This window comes from Sorangium sp. So ce119 (assembly GCF_051524405.1).
Classification (GTDB): Bacteria; Myxococcota_A; Polyangia; order Polyangiales; family Polyangiaceae; genus Sorangium; species Sorangium cellulosum_G.
In genome coordinates, this window is sequence record NZ_CP150310.1 from 6,509,246 (window position 1) to 6,529,254 (window position 20,009).

A 20,009-nucleotide genomic window follows, 5' to 3' on the forward strand; every position below is an offset into this window, starting at 1 on the left:
TTACGCCCACCTCGTGGCGTCAATCCTCGCCAATGGCTGTCGAACGAACTTTGGAACGAGAAAATCTAGACCGATGCCGCAATGATTTGTTTCGTCCGGCCTCACCGGCTCACGCCGACATCTCCGCCGCACTTTTACCTACATTATCCCACCAAATTGTCTTCGCTCGTGCATTTTGCTGACCCCAAGGGGCCTGCTCAGACGTGCTACCAGCATGGGAAAGCCAGCATGTACCTCCGGCAGCTTCGAGGGCTTCCGGCGCCTCCCCAGGCCTCTGGGCCTGAGGATCCTCGTCCAAGGTGCGCTCCTGGTGGTGACCGGCGCCCCCGGCTGCGGGGTGCCGCTCTCACCCGGCCCGGGACCGTGCCCGCAGCCGGCCGTGGTCGGCGCGGCGCCAGGCGCCGCCCCCGCCGCACAGGGCGGCGTGGAGCGCGCCGCAGGAGCCACCGACGCCGGGCAAGACGGCTCGTCGCCGGCGGCACAAGAAAGCGCGCGCGCCGAGGACGCGCACGCCGAGGATGGAGCGGGCAGCGCGCCCGCTCGAGCGGCGGTGACGGTTTCTCGGGTCGCGACACCGGAGAGCGCCGATCGAGCGGCCGCCAGCGTCCACGAGAGGGGCCTGATCCTGCGGGCCCGTGTGGCCATCGAGACCGATAGCGCCTTCGGCTACGTCGAGGCGCGCCGGCTGCTCGAGACCCACGCGCGGCAGTACCCGCGAGGGCGCCTCGCCAGGGAGCGTGAAGCGCTGCTCAGGCAGATTCGCTGAACCATCGGCTGTCAGGCCGTTGCTCGATCGCGCAACCCTGCGTGCCTCCACGCCCTCCCGCGACCTGACCCCCGCGCGTTCAGCGCCGCGCCGCCCCTCTCCGCGGCCCGGCACGTGGGTTGCTCTGCCATCCAGCGCACGCCGGGCGCTCCGCTGCACGCAGAGCGCGCGCCCCGGCTGCGCACGCACGGCCGACCCCGGCGCCGCGGCGCTCTGCGCCGCCCTGCCGAGGGAGCGACGGTCCCCGTCTGGACGATCGCGACAGCGGGACACCTGAGCTGCCGGCGCCGAGCGCGCACGGGACAGCAACCATGAACCAAGGGTCCTTAGACCGATGCTCCTGGAACAAGTGTACGAGAACGCGCCCGCCGTGCAGAGCGGCAAGCATTTCACGACCATCAACGAGTTCACCGATCAGCAGCCTGCCTTGAGGCCCGAGGTCCTGCTCGAGGTGCGGGACAGGCTGTGCGGCCTCGGCGCGTTCAGCGCCGACAAGCTGCTCGTCGAGGAGGACAAGGGCGCCATCCTCGGCGCCGTCGTCGCGGTCATGAAGCGGCTGCCGCTCGCCGTGGCCCGCTGGTACAGCTACGATCTCACCCACTCCCTCACCGTCCCGATCGCGTCGGAGTACTTCGCCGGGAAGCTGTACGTGAACGGGATATCCGCCGGGGATCGGGTCGTCATCGTCGACGACACGATCAGCACCGGCGGGACGCTCGCCGCGCTCATCGACGCGGTCCAGTCGGCCGGAGCGCTCGTGGTCGAGGTGCTCGTCGCGGTCGAGAAGGTGGACAACCGCGGCTCCGAGCTCATCCGGTCCCGCTTCGGCCTCGAGGTGAAATCGCTGATCCAGGTGACGATCGATCCCTCGCTGCGCCGGACCAGGGTCGTCTCGAACTCGCGTCAGGCGGCCTGATGGAGGCGCGTCGTTCGATGTGCGAGAGACATTTGCCGCCGACGGAGCTCTACCCGCTGCGGCGGGTCTGCGATGCAGGCGACGCCGCCGTCTTCGCGAAGTGCGAATTCAAGAACCCCACCGGGAGCCACAAGGACCGCATCTTCGCGTACATCATTCACGAGCTCGAGCGACAGGCGCTGATCGAGCCGGGGATGACCCTGGTCGAGTGCTCGACGGGCAATGGGGGCGCAGCGCTTGCATATGCCGGCAGGGAGAGGGGCTACAAGGTGGTCGTCTTCATGCCGGCCGGGATGACGATCGAGCGCAAGACGCAGATGCGCTCGTTCGGCGCCGAGATCATCGAGACGCACGGCGAGTCGTTCCTCACCCACGCCGAGGAGCAGGCGCGGGAGTACGTCCGCAAACACCCAGGCAGCTACTTCATCGATCAGTCGACCAGCCCGCTGAACCGGCGCGCCTGGCGCCGGTGCGGCGCCGAGATCGTCAGCGCGTTCCGCGCCCTGGACAGGGTGGTCGACCTGTTCATCTGCGCCATCGGCACCGGCGGGACCTTCTCGGGGATCGCCGAGGAGCTCAAGGCGAGCTTCCCCGCGATGAGGACCGTCGCCATCGAGGTGGACAGGTCGGCGCCGCTCCACGCCAGGCGCCACGGCGCGCCGTTCCAGCAGCGCTCTCACAACCTCATGGGGCTCGGCCCCGGGAAGCTGACGAGCGTCCTCCGTGAGGACCTGGTCGACGACGTCGAGGTCGTGTCAGGCGAGGAGGGCTGGACGATGATGAAGGCCCTCATCGACCAGGAGGGGCTCTTCGTCGGGCCGACGGCCGGCGGCAATGTCGCGATCGCCCTGCGGCACGCGCGGCGGCTCGGACCGGGGAAGAACATCGTGACCGTGCTCTTCGACTCGGCGTGGAAGTATTTCAGCGTCTGGGACGGGAACTACGGCTGCGTGGGGGGCCCGCCGTGACGACCGCCTCGGCGGCCCTCGGGCGCCCGTCTCCCCGCGTCGACACAGCGGGCGTCGTCGCGGTCGGCGCCTTCAGCCTCTTCTCCGCGGCGCTGGACGTCTACGCGGGGAACGTCCTCCAGCGGATCGACCCGATGCTGCTGATGTTCCTCTGCTTCACCAGCGCGTGGGCGGTCTTCACGGCGAGGGAGCTGCTCCGGAGGAGCAGGTTCGTCGCGATCGCCCTCGAGCGGCCGTCCGACGTGCTGGCGCTCAACCTCACGACCGCGGTGACCTGGGTCGGGCTCTTCTACGCGCTGAAATACGTGGAGCCGGCGCTGGTCAACGGGATCTCCGTGGCCATCGGGCCGATCTGCACCATCATTCTCGGGCGCTATCTCAGGCGGCAGTCTCGCGTGCTGCAGATCGAGTGGTGCTGCGCGGCAGGCATCTTCATCACGGTGCTGCTCCTGTCGTGGTCGTCCATCGCCCGCGCCCCCGCCACGGGCGCTCGGACGCTGCTCGGGCTCGTCAGCGGCGTCGCGTCGGGCGTCTTCGGCGCCGGGAGCCTCATCTACTCCAAGAGGCTGGCCGAGCGGGGGCTCAGCGCGTCGGCCATCATGTCCGTCCGCTTTCTCCTGCTCATCGGCGTCACCTTCGCGCTGAGCAGGACCGCGATCGGGGGGGCGCTCGTACGGCTCGACATCATGATCCCGGCGCTCTCGCTGTCCATCATCGGCATCGTCTTCCCGCTGTACCTGCTGCAGGTCGGCATCCAGCGGCTCGAGCCGGTCTCGGTCGCCCTGATCGTGACGGCCGCGCCGATCCTGACGTTCCTGCTCCAGATGTTCGACGACAGGATCGCCTTCTCGGTCACCTCGCTCGCGCTGATCGTCCTCATCACCCTCCTGGTCTCCACCAGCGTGGTGGCCCGTTACAAGATGGAGAGGAGCCCGCAATGAACGCCACCAGAACAGCGGCCATCGTCGACGCGTACTCGACCGGCCAGTACCTCGCCGCCGAGCTGCGGAAGCACGGCTTCTCGTGCATTCATGTGCAGAGCACGCAGGTGATCCCCGACATCGGCGCCGCGTCGTTTCACCCGGACGACTTCGTCGCGAGCGTGGCGCACGACGGCGACGTCGACGCGACGGCCCGGGCGCTGTCCGCGCGCGGGGTCGAGCTGCTCATGATCGGCTGCGAGCTCGGGGTCGAGCTCGGCGACGCGCTCGCCGCGCGGATGCGGCTCCCGTGCAACGCCCCCGAGCTGAGCCGGGCGCGGCGCGACAAGTTCGAGATGGGCGAGGCGCTGCGGCGCGCGGGCGTCCCTGTGGCGAGGCAGCTCAAGTCCGCTCGCCAGGACGACGTCGTGGCGTGGGCGTCCGCGCTGGAGCGCTGGCCGGTCGTGCTCAAGCCGGTCGACAGCTCGGGGTCGGACAACGTGATGTTCTGCCGGGGGCAAGCGGAGGTGGCCGCGGCGTTCCAGCGGATCACCTCGAGCAGGAGCGTCACGGGCCGGCAGAACCGCGACGTCCTGGCCCAGGAGTTCCTGGAAGGGACCGAGTACTTCGTCAACACGGTCAGCGCCGACGGCAGGCACCATGTCGCGGAGATATGGCAGTACCACAAGCGCACGGTGCCCGGGGCCGGCAGCATCTACGACTGGGAGGAGCCGCTGCCGTTCGAGGGCGCCCCCCAGGCCGCGCTGCGGGGCTATGTCGTCCGCGTCCTCGACGCGCTCGGGGTCCGGGTCGGCCCCGCCCACAGCGAGATCATGATGACCGCGCGCGGCCCCATCCTGCTGGAGACGGGCGCCCGGCTGGCCGGCTCGATCATCCCCGCCGCGGTCTCGGCGTGCATGCAGCGCAGCCAGGTCGAGCTCGCGGTCGAGTCCTACGTGCGCCCCGCGGAGCTGCTCCGGAGGGTCGGCGTCCCTTACCGGATGACGAAGCGGCTGCGGTACGTGTCGCTCATCGTCCCTCGCGATGGCGTCCTGCGGTCTCTGGATCGCCTGGACGAGATCCGGCGGCTGCCGTCGTTCTTCGACATGTGCCTCTACGCTCGCCCCGGCGCGCGCCTGAGGAAGACCGTCGACGCGTTTTCCTCGTCAGGCCATGTCTACCTCATCCACGAGGACCCCGAGGTCCTCCGCAGGGATTACGAGGCGATACGCGCCCTGGAGCTGAGCGGCCTTTACGAGCTCGACTAGAGGACCGATCAGTTTGATTTTGTGGTAATCCCGAGCGCTTCGATGGAAGGCTCGACGGTCTCGCCGAGCAATGGTCTCGTCCGCGCCCGGAGGTGCACGGATGGAACGATGGTTGCCGCCGGTGGAGCTGTCGCGGCAGGAACAGGCGCTCATGAAGCGGTTGACCCGGGTGCGAGCCCTGTTCGGCTTTCTCAGGCTGCACCGGCACGAGCTCTTCGACGAGACGTTCCAGGAGCAGCTGGAGAGCATGTACCGGACCACGGGAGCAGGTGAGCCGCCGCATTCGCCGGCGCTGATGTGCATGGTCACGCTGCTCCAGGGCTACGTCGGCGCATCGGATGCCGAGGCGGTGGAGCTGTCGATCGTCGACCTTCGCTGGCAGATGGTGCTCGGCTGCCTGGGGGCGGCCACGCCCGCATTCTCGCAGGGCGCGCTGCAGGCGTTCCGAGAGCGGATGGTCGAGCATGAGATGGACCGGGTGCTGCTGGAGCGGACCGTGGCGCTCGTTCGCTCGGGCGCGATGACGGAGAGCGAGAGGCGCGCGGTGTCCAAAGCGCTGCGCGTGGCCATCGATAGCCGCCCTTTAGCGGGAGCCGGGCGGGTTGAGGACACGATCAACCTGCTCGGCCATGCAGCACGCAGCATCGTCCGCGTCGTGTCGAAGATCACGGAGCGCCCGCCCGAGGAGATCTGTCGTAAGGCGGGCATCCCGCTGCTGCTGGCTCCCAGCATCAAGGCCGGGCTCGACCTCGATTGGAGCGACCCGAAACAGAAGGCGGCGGCGATTCAGATCCTGGAGCGGCAGGTCTCATCGCTGCAGCAGTGGGTGGACCGCCATCTGGGCGACGTCGTCGAGCAGCCGCTCCGCTTCTATTTGGATGCGGTCACACAGGTTCGGGACCAAGACCTGGAACTGGCGGAGGATGGGGCCGTTCGCATCCGGCAAGGCGTTGCGCCTGACCGCCGCGTCGCCATTGAGGACGCCGAGATGCGCCACGGCAGAAAGAGCCGCTCGAAACGGTTCGACGGCTACAAGGAACACATCGCACGCGACCTTGACCTTCCCGTCATCGTCGCCTGCGCGGTCACGCCAGCGAATCGCCCCGAGGAAGAGGGGGCCGCACCGATCGCCGAGGACATTCAACATCAGCGGTTGCGCCTCGGCGAGCTCCACATCGATCGCGCCTATGTGAACAGTCCCGTCGTTGACGACGTGATCCGCGACGGTGGCCAGGTGTTCTCGAAGCCTTGGGGACAGCGTGCTCGCAGCCCCAACCTGTTCAGCAAGCGCGACTTTAAGATCGACCTACGCACCAAGACGATCACCTGTCCGGCAGGACAGGTCGAGGTATTCGAGCCGGGCGACACGGTCGAGTTTGATCCTGAAGAGTGCGGCGCGTGCCCCCTCCGAGCCAGGTGCACCCAAGCCGCCTCGGGACGGGGGCGGACCGTGTCCATCGCGGAGGACGAGGCTCTGCAGCGCAAATTCCGGAAGCTGCAGCAGACGGGGGCAGGTCGCGCCGTGCTCCGCCAGCGGGTGGCTGTGGAGCATGCGCTCGCCCACATCGCGGCACGGAAGGGCCACACTGCACGCTACATCGGCGCCAGGAGAAATCTGTTCGACCTCCGGCGCGCAGCAGCGATCCAGAATCTCGAGGCGGCCCAACGCCTGCTGCAGCAGGCAGCGTAACCTGCCGGAATTAAATGGTTTTCAATATGTTTGTCGCTCTAGGCGCCGGCGCCATGGCGCGGCGCGATGATGAAGAAGTGCAATGTTAAGTGACATATCGTGAAGCGCGCCGAGCCGACCGGACCGAGCCGGATGAATGGATCCGCTGATGGCGCGCACAGGGCGCTCCGGCCGGAGCGCTTGCCCGGGTCGAGCGCTCGGTCTAAGGTATCTCGCATCAACCAGGGGGCCGGAACAGGCCTCCATCGCGAAAGGAACGTCCATGCGTCGGCTCGGAACTGCTACCCGCTTGCGGCTCTTCTTCGCTGCCCTGACGGCAGGTGCAGCGATGCTGGGAACCACTGCCCTGCTCGTCCCCTCGAGCGAGGCCGCGCCCGGGGCAAGCTGCACCTATTACAGCGACGAGAGCTACACGACGGTCGTCGGCCAGTACGGCCGTGACTGCTGCAACAACCCGATCGCGTGGGGCAGCAAGACGTCGCACTACGAGTGTGGCGGCTGCTTCACCTGCACCCCGCCTCCTCCCTGACCGCCGCGCGCCGGAGATGGACGGCGACACGCGCCGTCGCACCTCACCTTTCACCAGCTCTCGTGACCGTGTACAGTCGATCCGACGGCCAGCGGGAATCCAGGGGTCGATCTCTGGAGCGCGTGCTCCCCAGCTCGTGCTGCTGTCGATTGATTTTTCCTCTGGAGCTGCCGATCGCGGTCCTTCAGCCCACGAGCGCATGGCATGAAAAAGAATCGTTCTTCTCGATGGTTGTGCGGCGCCACCTCGGTGGCAGTCGCCCTCTCGGCCCTCTCCGGCTGTTCAGGCAGGACGGACACGGTTGACGCTGGTCCGGGCGGCTCATCGAGCGCAGCCGGCTCGACGGGAGCGGGCGGCCATGGCGGCAGCGCCGGCACGACGGGGACCGGCGGCGCTGGCACGGGCGGCGCTGGCACGGGCGGCGCTGGCACGGGCGGCGCGGGCGCCGGCGGCGCTGGCACGGGCGGCTCCGGCGACGGCGGCTCCGGAGGCTCCGGGACTGGCAGCTCCGGAACCGGCGGTTCGGGCGACGGGGCCGGCGGCTCGGGCGGCGCGAGCCCCCGCAAGTTCGTCGGCAACATCACGACGAACAACGTCGTGCGCGACGACTTCATCCGGTACTGGGACCAGATCACGCCCGAGGTCGTGGGCAGGTGGACCACCATCGAGACGTCCCGCGGTGTTCTGGACTGGAGCAGGCTCGACCCCGTCTACGACTACGCGCAGGCTCACGGGATTCCCTTCACGCAATACGCCATGGTGTGGGGTACGCCGACGCCGGCCTGGTTCGGGACTCTCTCCGCGGACGAGATGCGGCAGGCCGTGCGGGGCTGGATGCAGGCGTTCTGCGAGCGGTACCCCGACACGGAGTACATCGTCGTCGTGAACGAGCCGCCGCCCCACACGACGCCTTCCTTCAAGGAAGCGATCGGGGGCAATGGCGCGAGCGGCCACGACTGGATCGTCAACTCCTTCAAATGGGCTCGCGAGTTCTGCCCGGGCTCGACCTTGATCCTCAACGACTACAACAACATCGAGTACGAGACCGAACACAGACACTTCGTCGAGCTGGTGAAGACGCTGCTCGACGCGGGCGCCCCGGTCGACGCCATCGGCGCGCAGGCCCACGAGGCGTACAAGATCGAGACCGACGTCGTGAAGGGCTACATCGACGGGCTCGCCGCGACGGGCCTGCCCGTGTACATCACCGAGTACGACATCGACCTCGCGGACGACGACCGGCAGCGCCAGGTGATGGAGGAGCAGTTCACGATGTTCTACAACCACAGCGCCGTCAAAGGCATCACCCTGTGGGGTTACGTCGTCGGCGCCACCTGGCGAACCAACACGGGCCTCCTGCGCCGGGACGGCACCCCGCGGCCGGCCATGACCTGGCTGATGGACTTCCTCGGTCGCGGGGAGTGATCCCTCGCGCGCGGTGAGCGCGAGCGCCTCCGGGCGGCGGCGCCCTACCTGCGAGCAAGCCGGCGCGAGAGCCGCCTCGTTTGCCCGTGGCGAAGCGCGGTGGTTCTGGCAACATCCGCGGTGGGGATGCAGTGCCTAGGGAGCCTCTTCCGCAACCTCCAGAGCTCCTGGTATGCTGGCCACTTCACGTTATGTCGATCTGGAGCTCCTGTACGAAGGGGCCGATACGGTCCTGTACCGAGCCCGGCGTCGAGATGACGGCCAACCGGTGGTGCTCAAGGTCCTGCGACGCGACCACGCGAGCCCCCAGGCCCTCAGGCGGCTGCGCCGCGAGCACGAGATCGCCAGGGCGGTCGAGGCGTCGGCCGCCATCGTCCGGCCGCACGCGGTCGAGCGGCTCGGCGATCAGGTGGCGCTGGTCCTGGAGGACTTCGGCGGCAGCTCGCTCGAACGGCTCCTCGGAGGGCCGACGCCGCTCGAGCGCTTCTTCCCCCTCGCCCTGCGCCTGACCGACGCGCTCGCCGAGCTGCACCGCCACCACATCATCCACAAGGACATCAAGCCCCAGAACCTGCTCTACAACCCCGAGACCGGGCAGGTGAAGATCACCGATCTCGGGATCGCCTGCCTATCGCAACGCGAGCACCAGCACCTCGCGCCCGTCGGGCTCATCGAGGGGACCCTGGCGTACATGGCGCCCGAGCAGACAGGCCGGATGAACCGCTGGATCGACGAGCGGACCGATCTCTACTCCCTCGGCGTCACCTTTCACCAGATGCTGACTGGCACCCTGCCGTTCCAGGCCGGCGATCCCGTCGAGTGGGTCCACTGCCATATCGCGCGGACGCCGCCGCCGGCGCACGCGCTCGTCCCCTCGATTCCGCCGCTCCTGTCCGCGGTCGTGCTCAAGCTGCTCTCCAAGGCCGCCGAGGAGCGATACCAGAGCGCGACCGGCCTGCGGCGCGACCTGGACGAGTGCTTCGCCCGATGGCGGGCGACCGGCACGATCGACGCCTTTCCGCTCGGCCAGCGCGACGTCTCGGACCGGTTCCAGATCCCGCAGCGGCTGTACGGGCGCGAGCGCGCGGTCGAGGCGCTGCTCGCCGCGTTCGAGCGCGTGGTGGCTCAGGGCCGGCCAGAGCTCGTGACCGTGGGGGGCTACGCGGGCATCGGCAAGTCGTCGCTCGTCGCCGAGCTGCACACGCCGGTGGTGCGGGAGCGGGGGTTCTTCCTCTCCGGCACGTTCGATCAAACCGCGCGGGACGTCCCCTACCGCGCCTTCCATCAGGCGTTCCGGGCGCTGGTGCAGGAGATCCTCGGCGCGAGCGACGAGCAGGTCGAGCGCTGGCGACAGCGCCTGCGGGAGGCCCTCGGCCCTGACGGAAGGCTGCTCGCCGACGTGCTCCCCGAGCTCGGGCTGCTCCTCGGCCCACAGGCGCCCGTGCCCGAGCTCCCGCCCACCGAGGCCCAGAGTCGCCTGCACGCGACGCTCCAGCGCTTCGTCGCAGCGTGCGCCCGGAAGGAGCACCCCGTGGCGCTCTTCCTCGACGATCTGCAGTGGGCCGACGCGGGAAGCCTCCTCTTGCTCGAGCAGCTCGCCACCTACGCCGGGTCCGAGCACCTGCTGCTGATCGGCGCGTACCGCGACAACGAGGTCGGCCCCGCGCACCCGCTGCGGCTCACGCTGGCCGAGGCGCGGAAGCGCGGCGCCGCCGTCTCCGAGCTCGTCCTCGAGCCGCTCTCGGCCGCCCATGTCGGAGCGCTCGTCGCCGAGGCGGTCCACGCGCCCGAAGCGCAGGCCGAGCCGCTCTCGCGGCTGGTGTACGAGAAGACCGGCGGCAACCCGTTCTTCGTGCTCCAGTTCCTGATCGCGCTGCACCAGGAGGGGCTCATCGCCTTCGACGCGGAGCAGGGCGGGTGGCGATGGGACATCGCCGCGATCCGCGACAAGGGGTTCACCGACAACGTCGTCGAGCTGATGGCGGGCAAGCTGAAGCGGCTCTCGGCCCGGGCGCAGGACGCGCTCAAGCTCGCCGCGTGCCTCGGGAGCAGCGTGGACCTCGACACCCTCGCGGTGGTCGCGAGGCGCGCGGCGGAGGAGCTCCGCGAGGCGCTCGAGGAGGCGGTGCGGGAGGGGCTGCTCCTCCGCCGGAGCTCTGGCTATCGATTCCTCCACGACCGGGTGCAGCAAGCCGCAACCTCGCTCATCCCGGCGGGACAGCTCGCCGAGATGCACCTGGAGATCGGGCGGCTGCTCCTCCAAGCGCAGCGCGCGGAGGAGCGCGACGACGGGCTCTTCGAGGTCGTCGGCCACCTCAACCGCGGCGCCGCGCTCCTGCGCTCCCGGGCGGAGCGGGACGATCTCGCCGCGCTGAACCTGCGCGCGGGCAGGAAGGCCAAGGCGGCGGTGGCCTACGAGTCCGCCGCCGCGCTCTTCGCCGCTGGCCTCTCCCTGCTCGCGCCGGACCCCTGGGAGACGCAGCACGAGCTGGCCTATGCCCTGACCCTCGAGCGCGCGCACGCCGCGTACATCACCGGCGGCTTCGAGGAAGCCAAGCGGCTCCTCGAAGAGCTCCGCGATCGCGCGATAACCCGGAGCGAGACGGCCGCCGTCGTCACGCTCATCCTTGCCTTCCATCTGACGCGCGGGCAATGCGACCGCGCCGTGGAGATCGGGCGCTCGTGGCTCCGCGCCTGCGACATCGATCTGCCGCTCCACCCCGCCGGCGCACAGATCGAGGAGGAGACCGAGAGCTTCTGGCAGGCCCTGGGCGATCGTCCCATCGAGGACCTGATCCATCTGCCCCCCATGACGCACCCGGAGGCAAAAACCACGATGGGCGTGCTGGACGGCATGATCGGTCCCGCGCTCTTCGTGGACCCGGACCTGCACTATCTCGTCGCCATGCGCATGGTCAAGCTCAGCCTGCGTCATGGCAACGCCGAGACGTCAGCGCATGCGTACACCATCTTCGCGAGGCTGTTCGGCCCGAGGTCCGGGCGATACCGGGATGCGTACCGGCTCGGCAAGCTCGGCCACGACCTGGCGGAGAGGAGCGGCCTGCTCACCACGAGATCGACGGCGTTCACCCTCTTCGGACAGCACGTCGTGTTCTGGACACGCCACTACAGAGAGACGTATCCGTACACGCGCGCCGGCTTCAGCGCCGCGGTCGAGTCCGGTAACCTGAACATGGCGTGCATCAACAGCGTCTGGGCCGCGCTGTTCCCGCTGCTCTGCGGCGAGCCGCTGGAGGACGTGCTCCACGACGTCGAAGAGCGCCTCGGCTTCGTGCGCAGGCTCGGTCACACGTTCGGGTACTGCGCCCTCCTCAGCGGCCACGCCATGATCCAGACGCTGCGCGGGAGGCCGGTCCGCTTCTCGACGCTGGACGGGTCCGAGCTGGATCTGCGGGCCTTCGAGGCGTGGCTGGAGGAGGGGGATCTGCGGCCCGTCCTCAACCATCATCACAGCGCCAAGGCCCAGGCGCTCTTCGTGCTCGGCTCTCCCGGCGAGGCGTGCGCGGCGGCGACTCGCGTGAAGGTCGAGCACTCCTTCAGGCACGAGCCGCACGCGGTCACCGCCGAGAACTTCTATTATCTCGCGCTCTCGCTCGCGGCCCTCTGCGACGAGGCGCGACCCACGCCGCTCGGGGAGCTCCCCGAGCCGCTGCTCGAGTGCGAGCGGCAGCTCGGGGAGTGGGCCAGGAGCGGCCCCGACAACTTCCTTCACAAGCACGCCCTGGTCCGCGCCGAGATCGCGCGGCTCCTGGGGGACGGGCTGGAGGCCATCCTTCTCTACGAGCAGGCCATCGCGTCGGCGCGGGAGGGCGGCTTCGTCCAGCACGAGGCGATCGCCTGCGAGCTCGCCGCGGGGTTCTACCGCGCTCGCGGGGTCACCACCCCCGCCGACTGCTACCTGCGCAGGGCCCGCGCCTGCTACTTCGCGTGGGGCGCCCACGCCAAGGTGGAGCAGCTCGATCAGCGTTACCCCCACCTCGTCGAGCGCAGGCCGATGGCCCCTACCATCACCTTCGCCGTGCGGGCCGAGCAGTTCGACGTCCTGTCCGTGGTGAAGTCCGCGCAGAGCATCTCCGGCGAGATCAAGCTACCGCGGCTGCTCGAGACGCTGCTCCGCCTCGTGGTCGAGCACGCGGGCGCCGAGGAGGGATGCGTCCTCCTCGTCCGGGAAGATCGCCTGTGGGCTGCGGCGATCGAGGCGCCGGGGGGCGCGGCGAGGCTGCTCGGCGCGGGCGAGGCGCCTTCGGCCGCGCTGCCGCAGTCCGTCCTCAACTATGTTCGCCGGAGCCACGAGCGCGTGCTGCTCGACGACGCCGCCGCCCGGCACCCCTTCATGGAGGACGAGTATTTCCGGCGCAAGCGCCCGAAATCGGTGCTGTGCCTCCCGATCGTGCGCGAGACCCGGCTCGTCGGCCTGCTCTACCTGGAGAACAACCTCGTCACCGGCGCCTTCACCTCCGCGCGGCTCAGCGTCATCGAGCTGCTCGCCTCGCAGTCGGCGATCTCGCTGGAGAACGCGATGCTCTTCTCGGAGGTGGAGCAGGAGAACGCCGAGCGGCGGCGAGCGCAACAGGCGCTCAAGGCGAATCAACAGATGCTCCAGGCCATCGTCGACAACTCGGCGGCGGGAATCTACGTCAAGGACAGCGAAGGCCGACACCTGCTCGTCAACCGGCACGTGAGCAACACCTTGCGCCTGCCCGTCGAGGAGATCCTCGGCAAGACTGTCGCCGATCTGTTCCCTGCTCCGCTCGCCGCGGCCGTGGAAGACCACGACCGGCGGGTGCTCGAGGCGGGCACGCCGATGGAGTGGGAGGAGGAGGTATGGCTCGACGACGGGCCGCACACCTTCCTGTCGGTCAAATTCCCCCTCGACGGGGGGCCCGCGCCCGGCGCGCTCGGCGGCATCTCCACCGACATCACCGAGCGCAAGCGGGCCGAGCAGGCCGAGCGCTTCCTGGCCGAGGCGAGCCGGAAGCTGATGATGCTCGGCTATGGCGCCACCTTCGAGAGCGTGGCGCAGCTCGCGGTGCCTGAGCTCGCCGACCAGTGCATCGTCGACGCAGCCCTGAACGACCGCGCGCCGGGCAGCGCAGCCGCCGCAGGGGTGCCCTGCGAGCAGGTGGAGGCCTTGAGGGAGGCGCTGCGTCTTGCGGGGGCGCCATCGGCCGGGTCCGGCGGCGAAGCGGGCCCCGCCGCGCCCCTCTCCCAGCAGGTGCACCGGCTCGACCAGCCCGTCAGGCGCCTCCTGGAGCAGCTCGACATCCACGCATGGCTCCGGGTCCCGCTCCTCGCGCGCGACAGGTGCTTCGGGGTGATGACCCTGCTGGCGACCACGCCTCGGCGCCGTTATGGCCCCGACGAGCTGCGGCTGGCCGAGGAGCTGGGGCGCCGCGCGGCGCTCGCGCTCGACATCGCCCGCCTGTACGCCGAGGCCCAGGAGGCCATCCAGCGGCGGGACGAATTCCTCCTCGTCGCCTCGCACGAGCTCAAGACCCCCCTGACCTCGCTGCAGATGCAGGCACACCTCATGGAGCGGCTGCTGGGTCGCTACCAGCGCGCGGAGGTCGCCCCGGAGCGGATCGACGCGTCGCTCCAGGTCATCGGTCGCCAGATCGCGCGGCTCGGGCACCTCGTCGACGAGCTGCTCGACGTGACGCGGCTGGACGCCGGGCGGATGACGCTCGCGCGCGCGCCCGTCGATCTGGCGTCGCTGGCGCGCGAGGCCGTCGAGCGGATGGGTCAGCAGCTCGCGAGCGCGCGCTGTCGCGTCCAGCTCGACCTGGACGAGCCCGTGGTCGGGCGCTGGGATCCGTCGCGCCTCGAGCAGGTCCTCGTCAACCTCCTGTCCAACGCGATCAAGTACGGCGCCGGTGGCCTCATTCACGTCGTCGTGCGCCGGCACGAAGGGCGCGCGCTGCTCTCGGTGCGGGATCACGGGACGGGCATCGCCGAGGCCGATCACGCCAGGATCTTCGAGCGCTTCGAGCGCGCTGTGTCGGTCCGGAACTTCGGCGGACTCGGCCTCGGCCTTTACATCGTCCGCTGGATCGTGACCTCGCACGGCGGCACCATCCGCGTGGAGAGCAGGCCAGGCGCCGGCGCCACGTTCCTCGTGGAGCTCCCGCTGGAGCCGGCGGAGATCGAAGCGGCGGCAGACGGTCAGAGCTCCTCGCCCTCACCGGCGTAGGCGTCCCAGGCCACCTGGCACCGCGTCGACCCGGACGCCCTCACCCGTCGTGGCCGCGCGCCGCGGCATCGAGACATCGCGCCGCCCGTCTGGGGGTCAGCCGATCCCGCGTCGCTCCGTGGTGTCGTGGAGATCGGCCCCCGCCTCGCCGGAGCCGGAGCGAGCGCCCCGATCGCCCGCGCGCTTCAGGAAGGCGCCCGGTGTCAGCCCGACGAGCTCCCGGAAATCGGCGATGAGGTGCGCCTGGTCGTAATAGCCCGCGTCTACGGCGATATGTGCCCAGTCCTTCGAGGTCGCCGCCCTCCGCACGGCGCGCTGCAGGCGAACGCTCCGCGCGAAATCCTTCGGCCCGATACCGACGCTCTCCGTGAAGGCGCGGCGAAGATGCCGCGCGGTGACGCCAAGCCGCTCCGCCACGCTCTCCACCCGGACCTCGTCTCCTTCGAGCAAGCGCACCGCGCGGCGAGCGAGCCGCGCCGACGCCGGCTCCGATGCCTGGTGGGTACGAAGGTCGATCGCGTGAGAGAGCCGGTCAAGCACCTCCGGCAGGCCTCGCGCCGCGAGGAGCTCCTGGCAGAGGTCGCTGCCCGGACGGCCCCAGATCTCTTCCAGCGGGACGATCCGGTCCGTCAGCGCGTTCGCCGCCACGCCCAGCAGCGGCGCCGACCAGCCTGGCTTGAACTGAAGCATCACCGCCCGCGCGACGCCCGTTGCGTCCTTGAACAGCGCCCGCGTCCGCGGGCCCGCGACGCACACATCCCCTCTCCGCCCCTCCTCGATCACTCGAAAGACAAGGGTCGTTCTCCCGTTGGGCAGCCATTCGACGTGAAGGGCGCGTCCAGCGACTGGCACGACGGCGCGGACATCCTCCACGACGCGGGAGAGCGATGACGTCACGGCGGCAGAGTCCATCGCGCGCGGCACCCTCGTAGTCTCGCGCGCCCGCTGCGGCCGGTCAAGCCGGCGCGGGAGGACCGATGAAAATGTCCGATCTTTCCAATCGGAGGGCGGCGGCGGGAGATACGAAGGCGGTGGAGGTACCGCATGAGCAACCGAGATTTCTCAGACCACGTCGTTGTCGTCACCGGGGCGAGCGGGGGCGCAGCGTCATGAGCGCACCGACCCCCGCAGCCGACACCTCCCGCGCGCCCACGCCGGTCCTCTCGGTCAGCCCCGTCGTGCTGCCAGCCCCCGGCCGCGCCGTCGACCTCCAGGTGCGCGTCTCCGCGCCCGTGACCGGGAGCGGACTGCCCATCCTCTTGCTCTCGCACGGCCACGGCCCCTCCAACCACCTCTCCTCCTTGAACGGCTATGCCCCGCTCGCGAGCTACTGGGCGGCGCACGGCTTCGTCGTCATCCAGCCCACCCACCTCGACTCGAAGACGCTCCCGTTCAGGGACTCCGATCACCCCGAGGCGCCGCTGTACTGGCGATCGCGGGCCGAGGACATGAAGCGCATCCTCGATCATCTCGACGCGATCGAGGGCGCCGTCGCCGCGCTCGCCGGGCGCCTGGATCGGAGCAAGGTCGCCGTCGCCGGGCACTCGATGGGCGGGCACACAGCGAGCGTCCTGCTGGGCGCGCGGCACAAGGATCCGCGCGACGGAACGGAAGTCCGCCTCGCCGAGCCCCGGATCAAGGCGGGCGTGCTGCTCGCCGCGCCCGGCAGAGGCGGCGATGCCCTCAGCGAGCTCGCGGCCACGAAGTATCCTATCTTCTCCACCATCGATTTCTCCACGATGACGACGCCCGCGCTCGTCGTCGCCGGCGACGAGGACGGCTCTCCTCACCTGACGGTCGCAGGCCCCGACTGGCACGCCGATCCCTACCACCTCTCCCCGGGCCCCAAGTCCCTGGTCACCCTGTTCGGCGCAGGGCACGGGCTGGGCGGGGTCTCGGGATACGACGTCGCCGAGACGACGGACGAGAACCCCGCGCGCGTGGCTGCCGTCCAGCGTCTCACCTGGGCCTATCTCCGCAGCGCGCTCTACCCCGGAGACTCCGCCTGGCAGGAAGCGCAAAGCGCGCTGACCGGCGCGGCCAACCCGCTCGGACGGGTCGACTCCCGATAAGCGAAGCCTCGAGAGCGGGGGGCGCCGATCGGCGAGGGGCGCCCGGCGCGGCGCCGTGGTAGGATGCTGGCCGGCTCGTCGCATGGGAAGCAACCTGGAATCGGCCATTGCCGTCCTCAATGGAGTCCTCGGCGACTACCTGAAGCGGACCACCAATGGCCTTGCGACCGCGATGCAGCTCGTCCGCGACGGGCGCCCCGTGCCGCTCGCCGGGGCGCTCCCCGCGGACGCCGCGGCGCCGGCCACGCCGCGGGTCGTCGTGCTCGTGCACGGGTTGATGAGCACCGAGGGCGTCTGGACGATGCCGGACGGCGAGACGTACGGATCGCGGCTCGCGCGCGATCTCGGCTACACGCCGCTCTACGTGCGGTACAACAGCGGCCTCCGCGTCTCCGAGAACGGGGAGGTCCTGGATGTCCTCCTCGAGGAGCTCGTCTGTCGCTATCCGGTTCCCGTGGAGGAGCTGGCCATCATCGGCCACAGCATGGGCGGCCTTGTCGCGCGCAGCGCCGCGCACGCGGCGAGCGGCAAGCCGCGGAGGTGGCTGCCCCTGCTGAAGCGGGCCTTCTATCTCGGCACACCGCACCTCGGCGCCCCGATGGAGCGCCTCGGCAACGTCGTCACGTGGGCGCTCGGGCGCATCGACAACCCGTACACGAAGCTCATCGCCGACATCGCGAACCTCCGCAGCGGCGGGATCAAGGACCTGGCCTATGCCAACCTGCGTCGAGAGGACTGGGAGGGCGCCGACGCGGACGCCCTGCTCCAGAACCGGCGCCATCCCGTGCCCCTGCTCCCGCACGTCCGCCACCACCTCATCGCCGGCGCGCTCACGGCCGACCCGCGGCTCTCGCTCCTGTTCGGGGACGCGGTGGTCTCGCTGAGGAGCGCCACGGGGAGGGCGGTGGCCAGGGACCGGTGCTCGCCGTTCCCCCAGGAGCACGTGCGGATCATGCCGGCGCTCGGCCACCTGCGCCTGGCCCGCGACCCGGACGTCTACGCGCAGATCCGCGCGTGGTGCGAGGAGGAGGCGTGATGGAGCGGTGGCGCGGCCTGAAGGACCTCGTGCAGGATGCTGTCGACAACGGCTCGCGGGCCGTGGAGCGGCTGCAGAAGCACGCGGCGAAGCTGCCTTTCGACCTGCTGGAGCAGATCCCGCCGATCGCGGCGCCGGTGCGGGGGATCCGGATCGTCCACGACACGATGGTGTCCGGCGTCCACGTGGCGATCCGCCTCGTCAACCGGGTCGCGGGCTACACCATCGATGGGGTCCTCCACGTCGTCGAGCAGCAGAAGGGGCCAGCGGGGACGCCGGGCGAGGGCGAGCCCAGCGCGCCGGGCGCGCCGGCCGGCCGTCGAGGGACAGAGCGCGTCGGCTCGTGAACCACGGCTCTCCATCGACTGCCCGGAACGGTGAGCCCGCGCGGATCCCTCCTTCTCCTCGCCGGCGCGCGCCCCCATGATGGCGCCATGCTCCGCTTCCCGCGCGCGCTCTGGATCGCGTTGGCGCTCGCGATCCTCCTCCCGCTCCCGTCCCTCTTCGCCGAGCTCTACACGGACGACCAGATGATGGTCCTCCGCCTGGAGGGCACCATCCCCTCCCCGGTGCCGGGCCCCTTTCATCTCTACACCTTCGCGAACGGCTCGGCGGAGCAGCGCGCCCAGATCCATGGCGGCGGCACCTTTCCCTGGTGGACCCTGCCCGAGCTCCGCCTCTCGTTCTTCCGCCCGCTCTCGAGCGGCCTGCTCGCGCTCGACCACGCGCTCGCCGGCCGCGACCCGCTGCCCTACCACGTGCACTCGATGGCCTGGTACGCGGCCGCCGTGCTCGCCGCGGCGCTCCTCTTCCGGCGCCTCCTCCCCGAGCGGACCGCCGCCGCCGCGGCCCTGATGTTCACGATCGCCCCCGCCCACTGGATGGCCGCCGGCTGGCCCTCGTCGCGCCACGTCGCGATCGTCGGCGCGCTCGGCTTCAGCGCGCTCGCCCTCCACCTCCGCGCCCGCGAGCGCGGCGATCGCCGCGCCGCGGTCGGCGCCCTCGCCTGCGCCGCGATCGCGCTCCTCGCCGGCGAGGCCGCGCTCGGCGTCTTCGCCTACGTCTTCGCCTACGAGCTCCTCGGCCGCGACGAGCCGCTCGCCCGCCGCGCCCGCGCCTTCGCCCCCTGGGTCGCGCTCGCGCTCGTCTACGCGATCACCTACAAGGCGCTCCACTTCGGCGCCTACGGCTCCGGCGGCTACCTCGACCCCATCGCCGAGGCGTCGACCTTCCTGCCCGCGCTCCCCGTGCGCCTCGCCGTCTTCGCCGAGGCCGCGCTGATCGGCGTCCCCGCGGAGGTCTCGGCCCTCGACCCCCGCGCCGCGCGCGTCCTCGCGGCCCTCGGCGTGCTCGCGCTCCTCGCCTTCTCCTCGCTCCTCCGCCGCGCGCTGCGGCGCATCGCGCCCGAGCACGCGCGCACCCTCCGCTGGCTGCTCGTGGGCGCCGCGCTCGCGCTCCTCCCCGGCGCCGCGGGCATCCCCGGCGATCGCGTCCTCTTCCTCCCCAACCTCGGCATCGTGGCCGCGCTCGCCACGGTCCTCCTCCACGCCGGTCGCGCTCCGGACGAGCGCGCCCTCGCCGCGGCCCCCGCGCGCGCCGGCGTCGCCCTCTTCGGCCTCCTCCACGTCGTGCTCGCCGCGCCGGTCTTCCTCTTCGGCGTCCTTCACCTCACGATCACCTCGAGGACCGCGCTCGACGTCCTCGCCCGCGCCGAGATCCCTCGGCGCGAGGGCACGCGCGTCCTCGGCATCGGGCTCTCGGATCCGCTCGTCGGCATGTACCTCGGCTCCGGGCTCCAGCTCGCGTTCGACCCCCCGCCCGCGACCGTCGATCTCCTCAGCATGGCGGGCCGCGACCACCGCGTCCGCCGCGTCGACGCCCGCACCCTCGAGATCGCGGTCGATGGCCGCCTCCTCGACGGCGCCTTCGAGAACGTCGTCCGCGCCAGGCGCCACCCCCTCCGCGCGGGCGACGTCGTCCCGCTCGGCGCCTGGTCGGTCCGCGTCCTCGCCGACGACGCGGGTCAGCCGACCCGCTTCGCCGTCACCTTCGATCGCGACCTCGACGACCCCTCGCTCGCCTTCCTGCACTGGAAGGACGGCGGCCTGCGCGCCCTCGCCCTCCCGCCGATCGGCGGCGAGGTCCTCCTCCGCCACGAGCCGGGCCCGATGGGCATGTAGGGTTTCTCGACCGCGACCCCATCGCCCG

Annotated in this window: 14 protein-coding genes; 13 read left to right on the forward strand and 1 reads right to left on the reverse strand. The window is 70.5% G+C overall.

The window, feature by feature from the left end; translation table 11 throughout:
• Positions 1-379: 379 nt before the first annotated feature.
• The 9 genes from WME76_RS24520 to WME76_RS24560 all read left to right on the forward strand — a co-directional run bounded on the left by WME76_RS24520 (position 380) and on the right by WME76_RS24560 (position 14,693).
• The gene (locus tag WME76_RS24520) at positions 380-766 is read left to right on the forward strand and encodes a hypothetical protein (protein ID WP_437954704.1); all 387 of its coding nucleotides are present in this window, start codon (positions 380-382) and stop codon (positions 764-766) included.
• A 334-nt stretch (positions 767-1,100) separates the two neighbouring features.
• Positions 1,101-1,682: a phosphoribosyltransferase family protein gene (locus WME76_RS24525; RefSeq protein WP_437954705.1), complete on the forward strand. Its 582-nt coding sequence runs from the start codon at positions 1,101-1,103 to the stop codon at positions 1,680-1,682.
• 17 nt (positions 1,683-1,699) lie between these two features.
• Positions 1,700-2,650 (forward strand): cysteine synthase family protein, encoded by a 951-nt coding sequence (locus WME76_RS24530; RefSeq protein ID WP_437954706.1) that lies wholly within the window; start codon positions 1,700-1,702, stop codon positions 2,648-2,650.
• Positions 2,647-3,591 carry a hypothetical protein gene (locus tag WME76_RS24535; protein ID WP_437954707.1) on the forward strand — a complete coding sequence of 315 codons (945 nt, stop codon included), beginning with the start codon at positions 2,647-2,649 and terminating at the stop codon, positions 3,589-3,591. The genes WME76_RS24530 and WME76_RS24535 overlap by 4 nt, the downstream gene beginning before the upstream one ends.
• On the forward strand, positions 3,588-4,838 hold the full coding sequence (locus tag WME76_RS24540) for an ATP-grasp domain-containing protein (RefSeq protein WP_437954708.1): 1,251 nt from the start codon (positions 3,588-3,590) through the stop codon (positions 4,836-4,838). Before WME76_RS24535 ends, WME76_RS24540 begins: the two co-directional genes overlap by 4 nt.
• A gap of 100 nt (positions 4,839-4,938) precedes the next feature.
• Entirely contained in the window at positions 4,939-6,528 is a 1,590-nt protein-coding gene (locus tag WME76_RS24545; RefSeq protein ID WP_437954709.1) for an IS1182 family transposase, read from the forward strand.
• A 328-nt stretch (positions 6,529-6,856) separates the two neighbouring features.
• Positions 6,857-7,057, forward strand: coding sequence for a DUF6289 family protein (locus tag WME76_RS24550; protein ID WP_437954710.1), 201 nt, complete (start codon positions 6,857-6,859; stop codon positions 7,055-7,057).
• Between the two features lie 249 nt (positions 7,058-7,306).
• Complete coding sequence (locus tag WME76_RS24555; protein ID WP_437954711.1) at positions 7,307-8,482, forward strand: endo-1,4-beta-xylanase; 1,176 nt, start codon at positions 7,307-7,309, stop codon at positions 8,480-8,482.
• Between the two features lie 172 nt (positions 8,483-8,654).
• Positions 8,655-14,693 carry an AAA family ATPase gene (locus WME76_RS24560; RefSeq protein WP_437954712.1) on the forward strand — a complete coding sequence of 2,013 codons (6,039 nt, stop codon included), beginning with the start codon at positions 8,655-8,657 and terminating at the stop codon, positions 14,691-14,693.
• A 96-nt stretch (positions 14,694-14,789) separates the two neighbouring features.
• Here the strand turns inward: WME76_RS24560 and WME76_RS24565 are convergent, their stop codons facing one another.
• Positions 14,790-15,449 carry a helix-turn-helix domain-containing protein gene (locus WME76_RS24565; protein WP_437954713.1) on the reverse strand — a complete coding sequence of 220 codons (660 nt, stop codon included), beginning with the start codon at positions 15,447-15,449 and terminating at the stop codon, positions 14,790-14,792.
• A gap of 353 nt (positions 15,450-15,802) precedes the next feature.
• Here WME76_RS24565 and WME76_RS24570 point away from each other — a divergent pair, with 353 nt between their 5' ends.
• From WME76_RS24570 to WME76_RS24585, 4 genes are all read left to right on the forward strand, one after another.
• Complete coding sequence (locus tag WME76_RS24570) at positions 15,803-16,765, forward strand: alpha/beta hydrolase family protein (RefSeq protein ID WP_437954714.1); 963 nt, start codon at positions 15,803-15,805, stop codon at positions 16,763-16,765.
• An 82-nt stretch (positions 16,766-16,847) separates the two neighbouring features.
• Complete coding sequence (locus tag WME76_RS24575; RefSeq protein ID WP_437954715.1) at positions 16,848-17,801, forward strand: lipase family alpha/beta hydrolase; 954 nt, start codon at positions 16,848-16,850, stop codon at positions 17,799-17,801.
• On the forward strand, positions 17,801-18,148 hold the full coding sequence (locus WME76_RS24580) for a hypothetical protein (RefSeq protein ID WP_437954716.1): 348 nt from the start codon (positions 17,801-17,803) through the stop codon (positions 18,146-18,148). Before WME76_RS24575 ends, WME76_RS24580 begins: the two co-directional genes overlap by 1 nt.
• A gap of 87 nt (positions 18,149-18,235) precedes the next feature.
• Positions 18,236-19,981, forward strand: coding sequence for a hypothetical protein (locus WME76_RS24585; protein ID WP_437954717.1), 1,746 nt, complete (start codon positions 18,236-18,238; stop codon positions 19,979-19,981).
• Positions 19,982-20,009: the final 28 nt, after the last annotated feature.

Excerpts from the sequence above, each read along its gene's own strand:
- WME76_RS24525 (WP_437954705.1), top strand. The coding sequence starts at position 1,101 with ATGCTCCTGGAACAAGTGTACGAGAACGCGCCCGCCGTGCAGAGCGGC.
- WME76_RS24530 (WP_437954706.1), top strand. The coding sequence starts at position 1,700 with ATGTGCGAGAGACATTTGCCGCCGACGGAGCTCTACCCGCTGCGGCGG.
- WME76_RS24540 (WP_437954708.1), top strand. The coding sequence starts at position 3,588 with ATGAACGCCACCAGAACAGCGGCCATCGTCGACGCGTACTCGACCGGC.
- WME76_RS24545 (WP_437954709.1), top strand. The coding sequence starts at position 4,939 with ATGGAACGATGGTTGCCGCCGGTGGAGCTGTCGCGGCAGGAACAGGCG.
- WME76_RS24550 (WP_437954710.1), top strand. The coding sequence starts at position 6,857 with ATGCTGGGAACCACTGCCCTGCTCGTCCCCTCGAGCGAGGCCGCGCCC.
- WME76_RS24560 (WP_437954712.1), top strand. The coding sequence starts at position 8,655 with ATGCTGGCCACTTCACGTTATGTCGATCTGGAGCTCCTGTACGAAGGG.
- WME76_RS24570 (WP_437954714.1), top strand. The coding sequence starts at position 15,803 with ATGAGCGCACCGACCCCCGCAGCCGACACCTCCCGCGCGCCCACGCCG.
- WME76_RS24575 (WP_437954715.1), top strand. The coding sequence starts at position 16,848 with ATGGGAAGCAACCTGGAATCGGCCATTGCCGTCCTCAATGGAGTCCTC.
- WME76_RS24580 (WP_437954716.1), top strand. The coding sequence starts at position 17,801 with ATGGAGCGGTGGCGCGGCCTGAAGGACCTCGTGCAGGATGCTGTCGAC.
- WME76_RS24585 (WP_437954717.1), top strand. The coding sequence starts at position 18,236 with ATGCTCCGCTTCCCGCGCGCGCTCTGGATCGCGTTGGCGCTCGCGATC.